Source organism: Cupriavidus sp. CER-90 (assembly GCF_057652055.1).
On record NZ_JBYGYM010000001.1, the window covers coordinates 1795538 to 1814178 of the forward strand.

General features: G+C 67.5%; 15 protein-coding genes. 4 read left to right on the plus strand and 11 right to left on the minus strand.

Translation table 11 applies throughout. The features are described from left to right. Positions 1–90: 90 nt before the first annotated feature. Together AC24R4_RS08025 and AC24R4_RS08030 are read left to right on the plus strand one after the other, a co-directional pair. Positions 91–4266 carry a chemotaxis protein CheB gene (locus AC24R4_RS08025; protein ID WP_487522686.1) on the plus strand — a complete coding sequence of 1392 codons (4176 nt, stop codon included), beginning with the start codon at positions 91–93 and terminating at the stop codon, positions 4264–4266. A 75-nt stretch (positions 4267–4341) separates the two neighbouring features. Then, positions 4342–5328, plus strand: coding sequence for a chemotaxis protein CheB (locus AC24R4_RS08030; protein ID WP_487522687.1), 987 nt, complete (start codon positions 4342–4344; stop codon positions 5326–5328). A 74-nt stretch (positions 5329–5402) separates the two neighbouring features. Here AC24R4_RS08030 and AC24R4_RS08035 read toward each other — a convergent pair whose 3' ends face one another. The 6 genes from AC24R4_RS08035 to AC24R4_RS08060 form a co-directional block, all read right to left on the minus strand. Next, positions 5403–6215 (minus strand): MetQ/NlpA family ABC transporter substrate-binding protein, encoded by an 813-nt coding sequence (locus AC24R4_RS08035; protein ID WP_153947025.1) that lies wholly within the window; start codon positions 6213–6215, stop codon positions 5403–5405. Positions 6216–6238: 23 nt separating this feature from the next. Then, a complete protein-coding gene (locus AC24R4_RS08040; RefSeq protein ID WP_487522998.1) occupies positions 6239–7606 on the minus strand; it encodes an LLM class flavin-dependent oxidoreductase in 1368 nt (455 codons plus the stop codon). Positions 7607–7611: 5 nt separating this feature from the next. Beyond that, entirely contained in the window at positions 7612–8862 is a 1251-nt protein-coding gene (locus tag AC24R4_RS08045; protein WP_400396057.1) for an SfnB family sulfur acquisition oxidoreductase, read from the minus strand. Position 8863: 1 nt separating this feature from the next. Beyond that, positions 8864–10132, minus strand: a complete 1269-nt coding sequence (locus AC24R4_RS08050; RefSeq protein WP_487522688.1) for an SfnB family sulfur acquisition oxidoreductase — start codon at positions 10130–10132, stop codon at positions 8864–8866. Positions 10133–10328: 196 nt separating this feature from the next. Further along, positions 10329–10472, minus strand: coding sequence for a MarR family transcriptional regulator (locus AC24R4_RS08055; RefSeq protein ID WP_228770844.1), 144 nt, complete (start codon positions 10470–10472; stop codon positions 10329–10331). Between the two features lie 15 nt (positions 10473–10487). Then, positions 10488–11540: an alpha/beta fold hydrolase gene (locus AC24R4_RS08060; RefSeq protein WP_487522689.1), complete on the minus strand. Its 1053-nt coding sequence runs from the start codon at positions 11538–11540 to the stop codon at positions 10488–10490. A gap of 408 nt (positions 11541–11948) precedes the next feature. Between AC24R4_RS08060 and AC24R4_RS08065 the strand changes: the two genes are divergently transcribed. Then, a complete protein-coding gene (locus AC24R4_RS08065) occupies positions 11949–12188 on the plus strand; it encodes a hypothetical protein (protein WP_487522690.1) in 240 nt (79 codons plus the stop codon). A gap of 64 nt (positions 12189–12252) precedes the next feature. On the opposite strand, the gene AC24R4_RS08070 is transcribed toward AC24R4_RS08065, so the two are convergent. After that, positions 12253–12462 carry a hypothetical protein gene (locus tag AC24R4_RS08070; protein ID WP_487522691.1) on the minus strand — a complete coding sequence of 70 codons (210 nt, stop codon included), beginning with the start codon at positions 12460–12462 and terminating at the stop codon, positions 12253–12255. Here AC24R4_RS08070 and AC24R4_RS08075 point away from each other — a divergent pair. Then, positions 12452–13144: a response regulator transcription factor gene (locus AC24R4_RS08075; protein WP_487522692.1), complete on the plus strand. Its 693-nt coding sequence runs from the start codon at positions 12452–12454 to the stop codon at positions 13142–13144. The two genes, AC24R4_RS08070 and AC24R4_RS08075, sit on opposite strands and share 11 nt — an antisense overlap. A gap of 27 nt (positions 13145–13171) precedes the next feature. Here AC24R4_RS08075 and AC24R4_RS08080 read toward each other — a convergent pair whose 3' ends face one another. From AC24R4_RS08080 to AC24R4_RS08095, 4 genes are all read right to left on the minus strand, one after another. After that, the gene (locus AC24R4_RS08080) at positions 13172–14338 is read right to left on the minus strand and encodes an FAD binding domain-containing protein (protein WP_487522693.1); all 1167 of its coding nucleotides are present in this window, start codon (positions 14336–14338) and stop codon (positions 13172–13174) included. A 73-nt stretch (positions 14339–14411) separates the two neighbouring features. Further along, positions 14412–16685, minus strand: coding sequence for a xanthine dehydrogenase family protein molybdopterin-binding subunit (locus AC24R4_RS08085; RefSeq protein ID WP_487522694.1), 2274 nt, complete (start codon positions 16683–16685; stop codon positions 14412–14414). Then, positions 16685–17173, minus strand: a complete 489-nt coding sequence (locus tag AC24R4_RS08090; RefSeq protein WP_487522695.1) for a (2Fe-2S)-binding protein — start codon at positions 17171–17173, stop codon at positions 16685–16687. Before AC24R4_RS08090 ends, AC24R4_RS08085 begins: the two co-directional genes overlap by 1 nt. Next, entirely contained in the window at positions 17170–18447 is a 1278-nt protein-coding gene (locus tag AC24R4_RS08095) for a cytochrome c (RefSeq protein ID WP_487522696.1), read from the minus strand. Before AC24R4_RS08095 ends, AC24R4_RS08090 begins: the two co-directional genes overlap by 4 nt. Positions 18448–18641: the final 194 nt, after the last annotated feature.

The window sequence follows — 18641 nt, forward strand, 5'->3', positions numbered from 1 at the left end:
ACCGGCGCGCCCGGGACGCTACAATGAGCCCCGATTGTGCCTTCGGATGCCTCGTCCAGCCGCTGCGACGAGTGTGGGATGGGAGGAATCATGGCGCGGAAAAAACTCAAGGAGAAGAAGGTGGGAAATCCGGCGGGCGCGGTAAAGAGTACGTTGCGTTTCCCTGTCGTTGGCATCGGCGCTTCCGCGGGCGGCCTGAGGGCCCTGCAGGCGCTGTTCCAGCATGCGCCGGAACAGATGGACATGGCCTTCGTCGTGGTGCTGCACCTGGCGCCGGACCTCGAAAGCCAGGTCGCGGCCCTGATTCAGCGTGTCACGACCATGCCAGTCAGCGAAGTCCGTACCACGACGCCGATCCAGGAGAACCACATCTATGTGGTGGCGCCGGGCACCCATCTCGAGATGTCCGATGGCTGTCTCCGGGTCGCGGAACAGCCGAATACCTTTGGGCGGCCCTTTGCGATCGATCATTTCTTCCGCACGCTCGCCGATGCCCACGAGCGGCGGGCCATCGGCATCGTGCTGTCCGGCTCCGGATCCGATGGCACGATCGGAATGGGCCGGATTCGCGAGGTCGGCGGCCTGACGCTGGCCCAGTCGCCGGACGACGCCGAACATCCGGAGATGCCGCGCGCGGCCATCCACGCGGGCTGGGTCGATATCGTATTGCCTGCGGCCGAGATGCCGCAGCGGCTCATGGAGCTGTGGGAGAACATCCAGCGCATCGAGCCGCAGGATGCGGTGCTTGAAGACGACGACTTGCAGGAATCGGGGCAGTCGCCCAAGACGAGCGGGGAACGGGCGCTGTCCGAAATCCTGATGCATCTGCGTGTGCGCACGGGGCATGACTTCCGCTTCTACAAGCGCGCCACGGTGCTCCGTCGCATCGAGCGGCGCATGCAGTTCAATGGCCAGAGCGACCTGGCGGCCTATCGGGATTTCCTCCGGTCGACGCCGGACGAGGCCAGCGCGCTGCTGGGCGACATGCTGATCGGCGTGACGCAGTTCTTCCGGGATGGCGAGGCCTTCGAGTTTCTCGAACAGGAAATGATCCCGACGCTGTTCGACGGCAAGCTCGGCGACGACGACCAGGTGCGGGTGTGGGTGGCCGGCTGCGCCACCGGCGAGGAAGCGTATTCCATTTCGATCTTGCTGGCCCAGGCGCGCGAGACGGCGGCCTCGGCCCGGCCCATCCAGGTGTTTGCGACCGATATCGACGTGGCGGCCATCGGCCGGGCGCGCACGGGGTCGTATCCGCTGTCCATCGCCAACGATGTGCCGCCGGCTCTCCTGCAGCGTTATTTCACCCGCGAGGGCGCGCACTACGCCATCAGCAAGGCGGTGCGCGAGCGCATCCTGTTCGCGCCGCACAGTCTGCTGCGCGATCCGCCGTTCTCGCACCTGGATCTGATCTCGTGCCGAAACGTGCTCATCTATCTGGAACGTGCGGTCCAGCGGCAGATCCTGGAGCTCTTCCACTTCGCCCTGCGGCCCAACGGGCTGCTGTTCCTTGGGACGGCGGAATCGGCCGACGCGGCGGATGACCTGTTTGCGGTGGTGGACAAGAAGTGGCGGGTCTATCGCGCCCGCGCGGTGTCGCAGCGCGCCAAGCCGCCGATTGGCTTCCCGGTGCTGACGCCGGCCGACACCAGCATGGCCGACGACCGGCCGGCCGTTACCATGCCGCTGCGTACCACGACCAGTTCGCCCCAGCGCAGTTTTTCGCTGACGGAACTGCACCAGCGCGCGCTGGAGACGTATTCCCCGCCAAGCGTCATCATCGACCGCGAGTCGAACGTCGTTCACCTGTCCGACAATGCGGGCCGGTTCCTGCGGCATGTGGGCGGCGAACTGACCACGAACATCATGACGCTGGTGCTGCCCGAGTTGCGGCTCGATTTGCGCACGGCGATCTTCCGGGCGTTGCAGACCGGCACCAGCGTGGAGGCGCGCAAGGTCAAGTGGGATCATGACCCCGAAGTGTCGTGGATCAGCATGACGGTGCGGCCGTTTCACGACAAGGTTGCCAATGCCGACTTCCTGCTGGTCGTCTTCGATGAAGTGGCCGGTCACATGACCGAAGAGGAACTGGCCGCCGCTTCGGGGCAGGACCCGGTCCTGGCGCAGCTCGAGCTGGAACTGCAGCACAGCAGGGAGCAGCTGGCGACGATCATCGAGCAGTACGAGACGTCGGTGGAGGAGCTGAAGGCGTCCAACGAGGAGTTGCAGGCAATCAACGAGGAACTGCGTTCGACCAGCGAGGAGCTCGAAAGCAGCAAGGAAGAACTGCAGTCGGTCAATGAAGAGCTGACCACGGCGAATGCCGAGATGCAGGCGCGGATCGAGGATACGGCCAAGGCCAACGATGACCTGCATAACATCATTGCCTCCAGCGAGATCGCCACGGTCTTTGTCGACAAGGAAATCCGGATCAAGCGGTTTACGCCGAACGCGACCGCCATTTTCAACCTGATCGACTCCGATCTTGGCCGCTCGCTGTTCCACATCACGCATACGCTGCGCTACCCGACCCTGGTCGACGACGTGAGGCAGTCGTTCCAGTCGCTGAGGCTGACCGAGCGGGAGATCCAGAGCGAGGCGGGGCGGTGGTATCTGATGCGGCTCCTGCCCTATCGCACGGCGGACGACCATATCGACGGGGCGGTGATCACGCTGATCGATGTGACGGATCGCCATCAGGCCGAGGAAGCCGCCCGCGCGGGGGCGCAGCGACTGCGGCTGGTGGCGCAGTCCACCAAGGACTACGCCATCATCATCCAGGACCGCGAAGGGCTGATCGTCAGCTGGAACGCCGGTGCGGAGCGGATCTTCGGCTATACGGAAGACGAGCTCATCGGCAAGAGCGTGGAGGCGATATACGAGGTCAACGATCGGCAGACATCGGTGCCAGCCCATGAGCGGGACACGGCCATGAAGGAGGGCCGTGCGGACGACGAGCGGTGGTATCGCACGAAAGATGGCCGGCGGATTTACTGCAGCGGCGTGGTCACCCCCATCACGGACACATCGTTCAGCGGCTTCGCCAAGATTGTGCGCGACCTCACGACGCGCAAGCTCCATGAGGACGCGAGCCGCGACGCGCTGGCCAAGGAGCAGGCCGCGCGCGAGCAGGCGCTCAATGCCAGCCAGCTCAAGGACGAGTTCATTGCCGTGCTTTCGCATGAACTGAAGCACCCGCTCAACCTGATCGGCGTCAAGGCGGAAATGCTCCCGCGCCTTCCGGAGGTGCGCAATGTCGCCGCGGTCCGCGAAGCGGCCGGCGCCATCCGCCAGGCCGTGCGCAGCCAGGCGCAGATCATCGACGATCTGCTGGATCTTTCGCGCGTGCAGACCGGCAAGCTGGCCCTGGACGTGTCGCGCGTCGATCTGTCGGCGATGCTGGCGGACATTGCGCGGACCTGCGAGCAGGATGTCGGCGACCGCGGCATCACCATGCGGCTGGCGCTGCCGGATCGTCCGGCCATCGCCCTGGTGGACCGCGTGCGCTGCGAGCAGATCATCTGGAACCTTGTCTCCAATGCACTGAAGTTCTCGGAGGCGAATGGGCAGATCGATCTGCGGCTGTCGCGGGAAGGCGGGATGCTGCGTATCGAGGTGAGCGACAACGGTCAGGGCATCGATGCCGCCCTGCTGCCGTACGTGTTCGACATGTACCGGCAAGGCGGCCGCGACAGGGCGAAGGGCGGGCTCGGCATTGGTCTGGCGCTGGTGAAGCAGCTTGCCCGGATGCACGGCGGCAGGGTGACCGCCAGATCGGAAGGCCCCGGCCATGGTACGACCATGACGGTATGGCTGCCCGCCGCGCCTGTCGACAACGCGTCGGACCCGGATGCCGCGGACGGTATGCAGAGCATTGCCGGCCTGCGGATTCTCCTGGTGGAAGGCGACCGGGACACGTCCGCCGCACTCGCCGAGCTCCTGGAACTGGAAGGGGCCACCGTGAGCGTGGCAACGTCCGGTGCCGAAGCGCTGGAGATTCTGGCCGATGTTCCCATCGACGCCATCGTCTCGGATATCGGGCTGGCCGATATGGACGGCTACGCGCTCATGCGCAATATCCGCCAGGACGCCCGATGGGCGAATATCTGGTCAGTGGCCCTGACCGGACGCGATCACAAGGAGGATGCCAAAGCCGCCCGGGAAGCCGGATACAACAAGCATCTTGCCAAGCCGCTCGACTTCCAGGAATTGCTCGGCGCGCTGAGCGATCTGGTGCCCCGGCAGGACGGCGCCAAGCCCGATTAAGACGGCCTGCGCAAGACTTCCGCGCCTGTTGTGCCACGGGTGCGGAACTTGCTTTTCCCATAAAAAGGAAAAGCCATGCGCAGAGATATTGTCGTTGTAGCTGCATCCCGGGGCGCACTTCCGGTCCTCAAGACGCTCGTCGAAGGCTTGGCCAGGGACCTGGAGCTTGTCATGCTTGTGGTGCTGCACATTGGACGGCACCGCAGCATCCTGCCGGAACTGCTGTCGAAGTGGGGCTGCTTCCCGGCGCACCACCCCAGGCACGGCGAAGCAATTCAACACGGCAGAATTTACGTGGCGCCGCCGGATCGACACATGGTCGTGCGTGGCGACACCGTGTGCCTGCTGGAGACGGCACCGGAGAATTTCTGCCGGCCTGCCGCCGATCCGCTGTTCCGGTCGGCCAGCGCACAGTACAAGGAGCGTGTGGTCGGCATTGTGATGAGCGGCGAACTCGACGACGGTGCGGCGGGCCTTGCGGCGGTCGCGGCACGCGGCGGCTATCGAATCGTCCAGGGCCCGGACGATTGCGAGGCGCCCTCCATGCCTCGCAGCGCAATCGCCGCGGCGGGGGCCGATGCCATTGTCGGGCAGGATGGGCTCGCCGATGCGCTGCGGGCTGCCGTCAACGGGGCCGCACGGCAAAAGGAGTCAATCATGAGCAACCTGACAGACCTGGATCGCGAGGAGCGGATTGGGGACAGCGGCGTTGCGGAACCCCGGCAACTGGACGCTATCGCGGATCGCTCGGCACTGACTTGCCCGACGTGTCACGGTGTGCTGTGGCGGCTGCGGGACGATCGGCCATTGCGATACCGCTGTCACACGGGCCACGCCTTCTCCGCGCTGTCGCTCGACGCCGCGAATGCCCAGGAGACTGCCGATGCCATCTGGGGGGCGCTTCGTGCCGTCCACGAACGGATCATATTCGCCCAGGAGCGGCAGCAATGGGCCAGGCGCGTCGGCAACCACACCGACGTGGCGATCGAACAGTCACGCATAGACGAGAACGAGAAACTCGCCGACCTGTTGCGCGCGGCCACGGGCACGCCCATGCGCTGAACGCGACACGCGACACGCGTCACGCGTCACGCGTCAGCGGCATGGGGCCGGCGTCCCGGCGCACACACGCTGCGCTATTGCTGATAGGACGGCGCGACGAATCCCGCAAAACGCTGCTGCGTCACGGCCTTGAAGTCGGCGGACCGGTAGGCATCGCGAATGTCGGACACGAACGGCTTGTTCAGGTCCTCGGTCCTGACAGCCACCAGGTTCATGTAGTAGTCGGGAATCTTCTCCAGCGCCAGTGACGACGTCAGCTTGAGCCCGGCCGCGAGCGCGAAATTGCCATTCACGAAGGCATAGTCCACGTCATCCAGCGAGCGGGGCAACTGCGCGGCCTCCAGCTGGATCAGCTTGAGCCTGTGCGGATTGCCGTCGATGTCGCGCTCGCTTGCCCGCACGGCATCGGTGCCGGGCTTGAGCGTGACCCAGCCGATCTGCTGAAGGATGGCAATGGCGCGCGCCAGATTGGTCGGATCGTTGGGCAGCGATACGGTGGCGCCGGGCTTCACGTCGCCCAGCGTCTTGTGCTTGTGGCTGTAAATGCCGATCGGCGCCGTGGGCACCTGGATCAGCGCCGACAGTTGCAGCTTACGGTCCGCCGAGAACTTCTTCAGATACACCACGTGCTGGAAGGCGTTGGCGTCGATGGCGCCGTCGGCCAGCGCGAGATTCGGCTGCACGTAGTCGCTGAACTCGACAATCGTCACCTTGTAGCCGCGCTTTTCCAGAATCGGCTTGATGCCGTAGCGTACCTGGTCCGCGTAAGGCCCTGCGGTGGCGCCGAAGCGGATTTCCTTCCTGTCGGCGTCTGCGGCCTGCGATCCCTGCACGATACCGAACGCCAGCAACGCGGCGACCAGCTTGACCCCGGTCTTGATGAACATGTGGCTCCTTTTCTCTTGTGATATCAGAACTGGCGGAACGCGGCGGCGGCATGCCGTTGGGGCAGCCGGTCGCCGCTGGAAAACAGCTTGTGCCGTAGCGAACCCTCGGCATACGCGGTCTTGTAACGGCCCCGATCCTGCAGCGCGGGAACGACCAGGTCCACAAAGTCCTCGTGGCTTTCGGGCGCCACCGTGCGGCTTAGATTGAAGCCGTCGATGCCGGTCTCGTCGACCCATTCGGCAAGCGTGTCCGCTACCTGCGACGCGTCACCGACGATGGCCGGATAACGTCCGCCCAGCGTGAACAGGTCAAGCAGCTTGCGGCGCGTCCAGCCGTGCTGCGCGGCGGTGCGGGTGGCCGATTCGATGGCGTTGCCGCCGCCGTAGTCAACCGGATCGTCGAGGCCATAGCGGCCAAAGTCCACGCCGGTGCTGGCGGCAAAGTGGGCGAGCCCGGCTTCGCGGCTGGCGTAGTCGCGGTATTCGGCATGTTTTTCGCGGGCTTCCGCCTCGGTGCGGCCGGTGACCACGGCCGCGCCCATGAATACCTTCACGTCGTCCGGATGGCGCCCGGCAGCTACAAGCTGCTCGCGCAACGCGGTCACCGTCTTGCGCGCGGCGTCCTTGCTGGGCGGCGAGATGAAGACGCATTCCGCATGGCGTGCCGCAAATCGCTGCCCCCGGCCCGAGCTGCCGGCCTGGAACAGTACCGGCGTGCGCTGTGGCGACGGCTCGGACAGGTGGTAGCCGTCCACCTTGTAGTACCGGCCGTGGTGGCTCACCTTGCGCACCCTGGCCGGATCGGCGAAGACGCGTGCGGCCTTGTCGCGCCGCACGGCGTCGTCCTGCCAGCTGCCTTCCCAGAGCTTGTAGAGCACCTCCAGATATTCGTCGGCGCGGTCGTAGCGTTCGTCATGGGCAAGCTGCGCGTCCAGACCCATCGCGCGCGCGGCGCTGTCGAGGTAGCCCGTCACGATATTCCAGCCCACGCGGCCACGCGTGAGGTGATCCAGCGTCGAGAACCGGCGCGCCAGCAGGTACGGCTGCTCGTATGTCAGGTTCACCGTGACCCCAAAGCCAAGATGCCGCGTGGCCGCGGCCATGGCCGGCACGATCAGCAGCGGGTCGTTCACGGGCAGCTGCACCGATTCCTGCAGCGTCACATCGACGTTGTTGCGATAAACGTCATACACGCCAACGATATCGGCGATAAACAGGCCGTCGAACAGGCCACGCTCCAGCGTACGCGCGTGGTCGATCCAGTATTCGAGCGTGTTGTAGTCGGTGGACCGGTCCCGCGGATGCGTCCACAGGCCATGGTTGATATGCCCGACACAGTTCATGTCGAAGGCATTGAGCAGGATGTGCCGCCGTTGCGCACCATCGTCCATCACCATCAGATGGCTCCATGCCGGGGCGGCAACGTGTCGTTCAGGTGGAAGTTGCCGATGGCGTGGTACTTCCAGCGTACCGGGTCGTGCAGCGTATGCGTGCGGGCGTTGCGCCAGAAGCGGTCCAGCCCCTGGTTGTCGAGGGTGGCCGATGTGCCGCCGAGCTCGAACAGCCGCGTGCCCGCCAGCAGCGACGCGGTGGTGGTCGATGCGCGGGCGGCAGCCACCGCCAGCGATGCCTGCGCCACGCTTTGCTCGCCGGGCGCCGCCTGGGCGGCATCGGTCGCGCGGCCGGCCCGGCGCACCAGGGCTTCGGCGGCCCGCAGCCTGACGTGGACGTCGCCAACATGATGGATGGTCAGCGGGTCCTGCGATGCACTCGCCACGGCCGCATCGATCCACGGCCGCGCGTGGTCGCGCACATACGGCAGCGTGGCAGCAAACGCGCCCCGTCCGATACCGAGATCGATGGCCGCATGCAGCAGCTGGGCGAACGGGCCAATCGTCGTGGGCCGCTCGAACGAGGCGAGAAAGGGCACCACCCAGTCGCCGTCGATCCGCACATTGTCGAAGGTGACCGAGCCGCTGCCGGTCACGCGCTGGCCGAAGCCGTCCCAATCGTCGGTGATGCTGACGCCCTCGGCCGTGCGGGGAACGAAGGCCAGCCATGTCACGTCGCGGCCGTCTTCCTGGGTCACCACCAGCGTGGGAATCCAGTGCGCATACAGTGCGCCGGTGCAGTAGAACTTCTGGCCGTCCACCCGGAAGCCGTCGCCATCGCGCGTCAGCCGGGTGCGTCGCCTGAAATCCTTGTGGCCGATCTCGGCCAGTGCGTTGCCGAAACGGTCGCCCGCCAGCGCGCGCTGGTAAAAGAAGGCCTGCTGGGCAGGCGTGCCGCCTACACGCAATACCTCCAGCGCGTAGAAATGGTTCTGCGGGATCTGCCCGAGCGATCCGTCCGCCGCGGCGATGATGGCAATGACCTCCGCCAGCGTCACACTGGAAACCCCTGCGCCGCCGTGCTCGCGGGGCACGGTGATGCCCCACAGGCCGCTGGCGCTGAAGGCGTCCAGTTCATCCCACGGCAACAGGCGCTCGCGGTCCCGTCTGGCGGCGCCGGGCGCGAATTGCGCGGCCAGCCGGTGCGCGATCGCAATGGCCTCGGCATCGTCCGCGACGACATGGGGCGCGGCAGTGGGCGCGGCGGCGGGTTCCACCCGGCCATCGGCAGGGGGCGGCGTCAGTAGCAACGACATGTCAGTTCCAGGAATGCCGCTTGGGCAGCGCGTTGTTCAGGAGATAGTTGCCGATCAGATGCAGCTTCCAGCGCACCGGGTCGTGCAGCGTGTGAGTGCGGGCATTGCGCCAGTGGCGGTCGAGGTTATGCCTGGCCCGCGTGGCCGACGAACCGGCCAGCTCGAACAGCTTCTCGCTCGCATGCAGTGCGGCCTCGGTGGTCAGAACCTTGGCTTCGGCCACGGCAACCGACGCGCGGGCGCTCGATGCGTCGGTGAGCGGCTGTGCGGCGATCTCGTCCAGCGTCAGCCCGGCTTCGCGCAGCACGGCGCGGGCGGCTTCGATGTCGATGGCCAGCCGGCCGACGTCTGCGATCAGATGGGGATCATCGCTGGCGCGTGCCACGCCGGCATCGACCCAGGGGCGGGCGTGTTCGCGCACGAAGGCCACCGCATCGTCAAATGCGGCCTGGGCGATACCCAGATCGATGGCGGCCTGGATCAGTTGCGAGTTGGGGCCATAGAGCCCGGGCTTGCCGGCAAGCTGCCAGAGCGGGATCACGTCATCGGGCGCGATGGATACCTGGTCGAAAACCACGGTGCCGCTGGCGGTGGTGCGCTGGCCGAAGGATGACCAGTCGTCGATCACGGTCAGGCCGGCGGCGTCGCGCGGCACCCAGACCTGCACGGGGCGATCATCGTCGTCCAGCGCGCGCGTCGGCACGCGATGCGCGTACAACGCCCCCGTCGAGTAGTAACGCTTGCCGCTGAGCCGCAACCCCTGGGCCGTCCGCTGCAGGCGCGTGGTGCCGTCGAGGATCGTGAGGCTGCCCGCCGAACGCCGCTCGGGGCCGGCATTGCCAAGCCGCTGGCCGGCCAGTACTTCGGCATAAAAGCGTCGCTGCTGTGCATCGGTCCCGGCTTCGCGCAGTACGCCAAGCAGGCCAAAGTGGTTTTGCGGAATCTGGCCCAGCGACGCGTCGGCGGCGCTGAGGATTGCGAAGACCTCGGCCAGCGTCGCGAACGACACGTCGGCGCCGCCATGGGCCTTGGGCACCGTGATGCCGCCCAGACCGCTTTCGGACCACAGATCCAGCTCGTCCCACGGCAGCACACGTTCGCGATCGCGGGCCGATGCGCCCTGGCGATAGATGCCGGCCAGCGTATGCGCGGCGTCGATGGCTTCGGCGTCGGTGCGGATGCGGCGCACGCGGGACGGGTCGGGCAGCCGCGGCTCGCGCCGGCCTGTGGTGGCGGGCGCCGCCGCGTGAATGTCGGAAAGGTCGGTCATGGCGTATCGATGGATTGCGCGGCGTGGGCTGGCGGACCGCCCGCCCTGTGCGGTGTCATCAGCCAAGGCCCCGGCGCGGCATGGTTCCGACACCATACTGCGGCGGGTCCGGTACACGAACGACGCGTTTTTTCTATCCAAACGCGACCGGAGCGCATAAGGCCATGCGTATTCCGTCGATCGGCGGCATGCCGCGCTAGCCCTTGCGCCGGCGGCCTGGCGCATCCACGCGATACTGGCCGGGCATGCCCTTCCAGGCGCAGCGGTCGCCACCGCCGCCCAGCTCGCACGCCAGCGCCGACAGCATCATGGTGGCCAGTATCAGCAATCGATGCAGCATGGTGGTCGGGCCCGGTTACTTGCGGTCGATGTCGAGCACGGCCTGCGCAAACGCCGTGGGCGCTTCCTGCGGCAGGTTGTGGCCGATGCCGCCCGTGATGTCGCGATGCTCGTAGCGGCCCGTGAACTTGCTCTTGTAGGCGCTGGGCGTCGGGTGCGGCGCACCGTTGGCGTCGCCTTCCATCGTGATGGTGGGCACGCTGATGGTGGGCCCCGTGGCCAGCTTCTTCTCGATGTCGTCGAACTTCGACTCGCCCTCGACCAGGCCCATGCGCCAGCGGTAGTTGTGGATCGTGATGGCCACGTGGTCGGCGTTGTCCAGCGACACGGCGCTGCGCGCGAACGTGGCGTCGTCGAACTTCCACTGCGGCGAGGCGAGCTTCCAGATCAGCCTGGCAAAGTCATGCGTGTTCTTCGTGTAGCCCGCCGCGCCGCGGTCCGTGGCGAAGTAGAACTGATACCACCATTGCAGTTCGGCCTCGGGCGGCAGTGGCAGCTTGCCGGCCGCCTGGCTGCCGATCAGGTAGCCGCTGACCGAGACCAGGCCCCGGCAGCGGTCGGGCCACAGCGCGGCCATGATGTCGGCGGTGCGGGCGCCCCAGTCGAAGCCGGCCACGACCGCGGTGCGGATCTTGAGCGCGTCCATCAGCGCGATCATGTCGACGGCGATGGCGGACGGCTGGCCGTTGCGCTTGGTCTCCGGCGACAGGAACGTGGTCGTGCCGTAGCCGCGCAGGTGCGGGATGATCACGCGGTAGCCACGCTGTGCCAGCAGGGGCGCGACATCGACGAAGGCGTGAATGTCGTACGGCCAGCCGTGCAGGAGCAGGGCCACCGGGCCGTCGGCCGGGCCCAGTTCGGCATAGCCGACGTCGAGCACGCCGGCGTTGACCTGCTTGATGGTGGCGAACGACGTATGCGTGCCGGGCGTGACCGGCGCCAGGGGCGCGGCCTTCGACACGCCCGACTGCGCGTGCGCGGAACCGATCACGCCAAGCTGGGCGGCAGCCAGCGCCAGGCCGGCGGTGCCAAGAAAGTTGCGGCGCGGCAAATCGATGGTCTTGCTCATGTTTTCTCCTTTGCGTCTGACGCGAGTGTTCTACTTCGAAGGTGGCTTGTATTTCGCTTCTATCGGGCCGAAGTGCCCTCCCACAGCCCGTTGCCGAAGGGCTCGGTAGGGCCTTCGACGCACGGCCCGGGCTGGAGGGTTGGCACGAGTCTAGGGAGCCGCCGCAAGCCCCGTGTGTGGGTCTGCCCCGGTTTTGTATCGCTGTGTATGCAGACCCGGGCGGCCCGATATACGGATACAAATCCGCCGCCCAAATCCGCCGCCCAATTCCGCGCCCATACGTCTTTGGTATGACCCCGGCATGCCGATGCGCTACGGCTGTCGGACCAACGGGCAATGCACACCGGGGCCGGGCATGCCTACCATGTGCGCACGGGGCACGCGGTGTTGGCCCAGGGGAGAAACATCATGGATCAAGCCAATGGGCTCGAACTGGTCCGGGTGCGCGCGGCGGCGTCCGCACTGAGCCAGGACGCGCGGCTGTGGCGCTGGTTTTCCGACCAGATGGAAGAGCACCGGCTCATTTGCGAGCGCAACCGGGACTGGTGGCATATCACCGTTGCCGGGCGTGAACTGGCCTGCGACCGATCCTTCGATGTCGCCGTGCGCGCGGCCTACGCGCTGAGCCGCGCGCTGGAAGCCGTGTAGCCGTCGTGGCAGAGGCGCCATGGGGCTCCTCTGCGGCGCCAGCACCACACAGTCGTTTGCAATTTCATCGAAAGCGTCGATAATTCCGCTTCGCGTTGGGCGGGCCGACGTCGATATCGCGCCGTTTTCCGGCAATTTCATCGAATCCTTGTGCATCTTCGGTCATCCGGCTGAGGCGCGGTCCGCTATGCTGCGTCAGGCGCAGCGCCTGGGGCCGCCCCCGCAAGCCCCGGGCAGAACGTCCATGCATAGTGAGAACCACGATGAACAGCATTGCCGCCTTGTTGCGGGAATCGACCGACGACGGTGTCGTACTGGTCGTCGATGACGACCTCGACGTGCGGCGCGCCCTGTCGGGGCTGTTCCGCTCGGTCGGGCTCGCCAGCGAGTCCTTTAGCTCGGGCGAGGAACTGCTGGCCCACGAATTTCCGGACCAGCCCACCTGCATCGTGCTCGATGTGCGCCTGCGCGGCGCCAGCGGGCTGGACCTGCAGGGTCATCTCAACCGCGCCGGCAAGAGCGCGTCGATCGTGTTCATCTCGGGCTACGGCGACGTGCCGATGACCGTGGCCGCCATGAAGGCGGGCGCCGTCAATTTCATTGCCAAGCCGTTCCGCGAACAGGATCTGCTCGATGCCGTCAACGAGGCATTGCAGCGCGACCGCGACCGCCGCCAGGCCAGCTCGCAGACCCAGTTGCTGCGCGAGCGCCTCGATACCCTGACCGGCCGCGAGCGCGAAGTCATGAAGCTGCTGGTCCACGGGCTGATGAACAAGGAAGTGGCGGACGAACTCGGCATCAGCCAGGCCACCGTCAAGATCTACCGCGGGCAGGCCATGCGCAAGATGCAGGCGCGAACCTTTGCCGAACTGATTCTCATGGCCCAGGCACTGGGCATGGTGACGCCGGGCACAGGCCCCGGCGGCGACGGCGGCCCGGACGCCGACGCGGACTGACGCGCGAGCCATGGCGGCCGGCACCGTTCAGGCAGGCTGCGCCGCGCCCATGATGCGCTGACCCAGTGCGATCCCCCACTTGACCAGGCGCCGGTCGGCCGGCAGCTGGTCCTGTTCCCACGCAGCCAGCGCCGGGTCGATACCGCCCGCACCGTCCGCCTTGTCAACGGCGCGCCCCCGCAGCGCCCGCGCCAGCGCCACGGCGTTGGCGGCGGCCTTGCCGGCCCCGGCGCCGGTGTGCGGGCGCGCCACGAACGCCGCGTCGCCCAGCAGCACCACGCGCCCAAACACCATGCGCGGGGCCTCGTAGTCGTGAATCAGCTGCAGGAACGGATCGGGCGTGGCGGTGACCAGCCCCGCCAGCGCGGGCGCCAGCACATCGAGCGCGCCCATCTGGAGGTTGCGTATCTCGGCGTCGCGCATGGCGCCGGGCGGCAGGGAATAGTGGTGGCGGTGGCCCACGCGGTCTTGCAGCAGCGCATCGAGTTCCGGCCCCTGCGCGATCTTGCGATACCAGACCCAGTTCTGCCGGCGCTCGCCGGGCCGCACGCTGCCGTCTTCGCCCGGAATCCGGTACGACAGGAACTGGTGCGCCCGGCCGTCCTGGAACACGAAGCTGTTGCGCAGCAACGGCTCGCTGACGCTCGGGAGCGCCGTTTCGGGCAGAACGCCGCGCCACGCCGCATATCCGGCGTAGGTGGGCCGGGCACCGGGCAGCAGCTGCGCGCGCACCGCCGACAGCGGGCCGTCGGCGCCTATCAGCAGGTCGCCTTCTTCGGCGTGGCCCGACGCAAAGCGCGCCGTTACCCGGCTGCCATGCTGTTCGAATGCCGTGAAGGTTTCGCCGGCACGCAGCGTGGCCGGGTCCACGGCGCGGCGCAAGCGCAGGTAGAGGCCGTTCCAGGCGATCTGGGTCTGCGGCATGTACGCGCGTCGCTCGGCGCCGTTTCGGTCCACGAACACGCGGTCGCGCGACGGCACGCCGAAATCGGCGCCCGGGTCGATGCCGGCGAAGTCGAGCGCGTCGATGACCGCCGGCTGCAGCACCAGGCCGCCGCCACGGCTGTCCAGCTCCTGGGGAGAACGTTCGAAGACGACGACGTCCCAGCCGGCTGCCCGCAGGCAGACGGCGCTGAACAGGCCGCCAAGCGAGCCGCCGATGACGATGGCGCGGGGGCGTGGTGGTGTGCGCATGGTTGACTCCGGGTGGAAACGAGACATGGGAAATGGGGAATGGGGGATGGGGGATGGGGGACCGGAAGGCGGCTCAGGGCGCAATCAGGTGGCGCAGCCGCTCGCCGGCCAGCGGCATGTCGCGCAGGCGCTGGCCCGTGGCATCGAACAGCGCATTGCCGATGGCACCGGCGGTCGGGCCCATGGCCGCTTCGGCCACGCCCAGGAACGGGGCGCCGGGGCGATCCACCAGATGCACGCGCACCTGCGCGGGTACCGCGGAAAAGCGCAGGATCGGATAGCTGCCCCAGTCGAAGCTGCGCACGCCATTGGCGTCGAAGCGCAGTTGCTCGTAGAGCGTCCAGCTGGCCGATTGCAGGATGCCGCCCTCGATCTGGTTGCGCACGCCATCGGGATTGACGATCTGCCCGCAGTCCACCGCCACGTCGGCACGTGTCAGCCGAACCTGGCCCGTATCGCGCTCCACGGCTACCTCGACCGCCATCGCCACGTAGGCCATCAGGTTCTTGTACTTGCCGAAGGCGAACCCCACGCCGTGTCCGGGCTTGCGCTGCCGGCGCGGCCAACCGAACCGCTGTGCCGCCAGACGGATCACGTCTAGCGCGCGGGGGTCGTCCATGTGGCGGATGCGGAATGCCACCGGGTCGGTGTCCGCCGCACGTGCCAGGTCGTCCATGAAGGTCTCGATGGTGAACACGTTCATGTGCGCGCCCAGCGACCGCATGGCCGACGTGCGTAGCGGCATGGTCGGCGAGAAGTTGTTGACGATATGGCTGGTGGGCAGCCGGTAGAGCGGAATCGCGTTGCGGTCGCCGCCGCCCTCGGGTTGCAGCATCGGCGTGGACGGCGCCGGCTTGAACGGCCGCGCCAGCTGCGTGGCAGGCAGCAGCCGGCCGGCGTTGACCACCCGTTCGTTGTGGGAACTGCTCCACAGCGCATAGTCCCAAGCGACAATCGTGCCGTCGGCCGACAGCGATGCCTTGACGTGCGTGACCATGGCCGGCGTGAAGTGGTCCCACATGTGTTCCTGGTCGCGCATCCATTGCACACGCACCGGGCGCCCCGGCAGGGCGCGGGCCAGCAGCGCGGCGTGCGCGGCCACGTCGTCGGCGCCGTTGTGGCCGTAGCAGCCCGAGCCTTCCACATGCACGCAGCGGACGGCATCCTTGGGCAGCGAGAGCATCTCGGCCAGGCCGTCGCGCAGCGGGTAGACCCCTTGCGAATGGGTCCAGACGGTCAGCTTGCCGTCCTGCAGATGCCCCACCGCGCACGACGGGCCAATCGATCCGTGCATCAGGTAGCGTTTCGTGCAGGTGGCCTCCAGTGTCTTCGCCGCCGGCGGCATCGGCGCCCTGGTGTCCGCAATCACGATGCGCTCCGTGGCGATCTGGCGCAACTGCGCCGCCACCTGGTCTGGCTGGGGCAGGGCGCGGCCCTTGCCCCAGCGGCAACCGGCCGACAGCGCGCGCTGGGCCTGCACCGCCTGCCATTCGCGCCGGGCCACCACGGCCAGCATGCTGCCGTCGCGCACGATGGCGATAAAGCCGGGCGTCGCACGCGCGCCGGCTTCGTCCACGGACAGCAGCGGCGCATCGTAGGCCGGCGGCAGGACCACGCGGGCATGCACCATGCCGGGCATCTTCAGGTCCTGAACGTAGCTGGGTCCACCGGTTACCTTGCCGGGGATATCCAGGCGCGGCATGGCGGTGCCGATCACCGTGAACGATGCCGGATCGCGCAGCGGCGACGTCGGCGTGGCCATCGTGTGCAGGTTCACATGCGGCAGCATTTCGGCAAACGTGACCGAACGGCCATCGCGGGCCGCGATGCACGCGTCGCGCGCGGTCAGCGTGGCCGGGTCCGCGCGCAGCACGCGCGCGGCGGCATCGGTCATCAGGCCGCGTACCTGGGCGGCGGCATGCAGCAGCGCGCTGCCGCTGTCGGCCATCGTGTGGCTGCCGGCGGTCAGTCCTTCGTCGGGCAGCCGCACGGTGTCGGCCGTCAGGAACGTGATGCGGCGCGGATCGATCTGCAGTTCCTCGGCGGCCACCTGCAGCAGCGCCGTGCGAATGCCGGTACCGAGTTCGACCTTGCCCGTATGGACGGTGACGGTGTTGTCGGGCGCCACGCGGATCCAGGCGTCCAGATATGGATTGGTCTTCAGGCTGCCGGGCAGCTTTTCGAGCCCCTTGCCCACGTGAATGGCCGCGCCTTCGTCGGCCAGCACCATCTGCGCCAGCGCCTGCCTGCCCGGCAGCAGCGAGAAGCCCACCAGCAGCGAGCCGGACACCATGAAGGCGCGCCGGCCGGGATTGGCCACGTTCGCGATGTCGTCTACGGGGTCCATCACGCGGCCTCCGTGGCGGGTTGGATGCCGGTCTTGCCGGCATCCGCCACTGCGCGGATGGCTGCGAGGATGCGCATATGCGTGCCGCAACGGCACAGGTTGGGCTCCATGTGCGCGCGGATCTCGGCATCGTCCGGATGCGGGTGGCGATCGAGCAGCGCCTGGGCGCGCATGATCATGCCGGCGATGCAGTAGCCGCATTGCGCCGCCTGGTGATCGATGAAGGCCTGCTGCAGCGCGCCGGGCTTGCGCGCGGTGCCAAGACCCTCGATGGTACGCACCGGGCGCTTGCCTACGGCCGACACCGGCAGCAGGCACGAAAACGTCGGCTGGCCATCGACGATCACGGTACAGGCGCCGCACTGGCCCAGGCCGCAGCCAAACTTCGCGCCGTTGAGCCCCAGGTCTTCGCGCAAGGCATAGAGCAGCGGCGTGGCGGGATCGATGTCGAGGGAATGGGTGGTGCCGTTGACGGTGAGCTGGATCATTGCGGGGCATCTCCCTTGCGGATGTCGGTAACGGCCTGCGCAACGTCGTTCCACGGCGGCAGGCGGGAATAGGTGGCTCGCAGATAGACGGTCAGGTCGGCGATCTGGCGATCGTCCAGGGCCTGGTGGAACGCGGGCATGAAGTGCAGGGCGTCCTCGCCTTCCCATGGCACGCCTTGCAGGATCATCTGGATGGCGTTGCGCGGCGTGGCGGCATGGATGGCACTGCTGGTGGCCAGGCCGGGCCGGTCGCCGAATTGCTGCATGGGCGACCGATCGCCATGGCACGACGCACACGCGCCGGCAAACAGCACCTGGCCACGCTGGACGGCCTGCGTATCGACGGGTGCGCTGCCGGGGCCGGCCTGCCTGGGCGCGGGTTTGCGCAGGCCCAGCAGATAGGCGGCGATGGCTTCGGCATCGGCCTGCGGCACGGTGCCCAGTTCGCGGGTCAGGGGCAGCATCGGCCCGGCCGCGGCGCCATGTGCCGACGAGACACCGGTGCGCAGGTAGGTCACCAGTTCCGGCGCTGTCCACGGCACGGCGCCGCGCGCCAGTGCGGCCAGCGACGGCGCCTCCCAGCCGTCGATCACCCCGCCTTCGAACGCCTGGCTCCATTTTTCCCCGCCGATCAGGTTCAGCGGCGTGTGGCACGCAGCACAGTGGCCGGCGCCGTCAACCAGGTATCGGCCGCGGTTCCATTGGGCGCTGCGCGAGGTATCGGGCGCCTGCGGGCCGGGCCGCAGGAACAGCACGTTCCAGAACGCCACAAGCGGGCGGAAGCTCAGCGGGAACACCAGCGCGTTGGCCGGCGTGCGGGCCTGTACCGGATCGCGCCGCATCAGGTACGCGTAGGCCGCCGCGATGTCGTCGTCCGACATGCGCGTGAAGTGGATATACGGAAAGGCCGGGTACAGCTGATGCCCATCGCGGGCGATACCACGGCGCATGGCGCGCGTGAATGCCTCGGGCGACCAGTTGCCGATGCCCGTTTCCGGGTCCGGCGTGATGTTGGTGGAGTAGATCGTGCCAAACGGCGTGGCCAGCGGCAGGCCGCCTGCAAACGGCTTGCCGCCCCTGGCGGTGTGGCATACCGCGCAATCACCCTGCGCCACCACCTGGGCACCGCGCAGCACGCGTTGCCGGTCGAACGATGTTGGAGCCGGTGGGGCCACCGGTGCGATGGCCGGCTCCCACATCAGGTACGCGGCCAATGCAATGGCCGGCAGGGCGGCAATAAGGAGGACGAACAACCAACGGCGTCGCAACTGCATCTTGGGGGCTCCCGTGGATTCCTGTGTCTGGTTGACAGGCATCGTAGAAGTCAAGGCAGGTTGGCTTCAATTGCCGCGTGGTCGTTGACCGGCTAAACGAAGGTATGAGTTCTCGAAGCGTTCTGGCCGTTGTGGAGGGCGCAATGGCTGGCTCCCCTCGGCCGTGTGGGCGAGGGGAGTCAGCCAGGGCCAGG

Coding starts and splice junctions, on each gene's coding strand:
- AC24R4_RS08025 (WP_487522686.1), top strand. CDS start 91: ATGGCGCGGAAAAAACTCAAGGAGAAGAAGGTGGGAAATCCGGCGGGC.
- AC24R4_RS08030 (WP_487522687.1), top strand. CDS start 4,342: ATGCGCAGAGATATTGTCGTTGTAGCTGCATCCCGGGGCGCACTTCCG.
- AC24R4_RS08035 (WP_153947025.1), bottom strand. CDS start 6,215: ATGTTCATCAAGACCGGGGTCAAGCTGGTCGCCGCGTTGCTGGCGTTC.
- AC24R4_RS08040 (WP_487522998.1), bottom strand. CDS start 7,606: ATGGACGATGGTGCGCAACGGCGGCACATCCTGCTCAATGCCTTCGAC.
- AC24R4_RS08045 (WP_400396057.1), bottom strand. CDS start 8,862: ATGTCGTTGCTACTGACGCCGCCCCCTGCCGATGGCCGGGTGGAACCC.
- AC24R4_RS08050 (WP_487522688.1), bottom strand. CDS start 10,132: ATGACCGACCTTTCCGACATTCACGCGGCGGCGCCCGCCACCACAGGC.
- AC24R4_RS08055 (WP_228770844.1), bottom strand. CDS start 10,472: ATGCTGCATCGATTGCTGATACTGGCCACCATGATGCTGTCGGCGCTG.
- AC24R4_RS08060 (WP_487522689.1), bottom strand. CDS start 11,540: ATGAGCAAGACCATCGATTTGCCGCGCCGCAACTTTCTTGGCACCGCC.
- AC24R4_RS08065 (WP_487522690.1), top strand. CDS start 11,949: ATGGATCAAGCCAATGGGCTCGAACTGGTCCGGGTGCGCGCGGCGGCG.
- AC24R4_RS08075 (WP_487522692.1), top strand. CDS start 12,452: ATGAACAGCATTGCCGCCTTGTTGCGGGAATCGACCGACGACGGTGTC.
- AC24R4_RS08070 (WP_487522691.1), bottom strand. CDS start 12,462: ATGCTGTTCATCGTGGTTCTCACTATGCATGGACGTTCTGCCCGGGGC.
- AC24R4_RS08080 (WP_487522693.1), bottom strand. CDS start 14,338: ATGCGCACACCACCACGCCCCCGCGCCATCGTCATCGGCGGCTCGCTT.
- AC24R4_RS08085 (WP_487522694.1), bottom strand. CDS start 16,685: ATGGACCCCGTAGACGACATCGCGAACGTGGCCAATCCCGGCCGGCGC.
- AC24R4_RS08090 (WP_487522695.1), bottom strand. CDS start 17,173: ATGATCCAGCTCACCGTCAACGGCACCACCCATTCCCTCGACATCGAT.
- AC24R4_RS08095 (WP_487522696.1), bottom strand. CDS start 18,447: ATGCAGTTGCGACGCCGTTGGTTGTTCGTCCTCCTTATTGCCGCCCTG.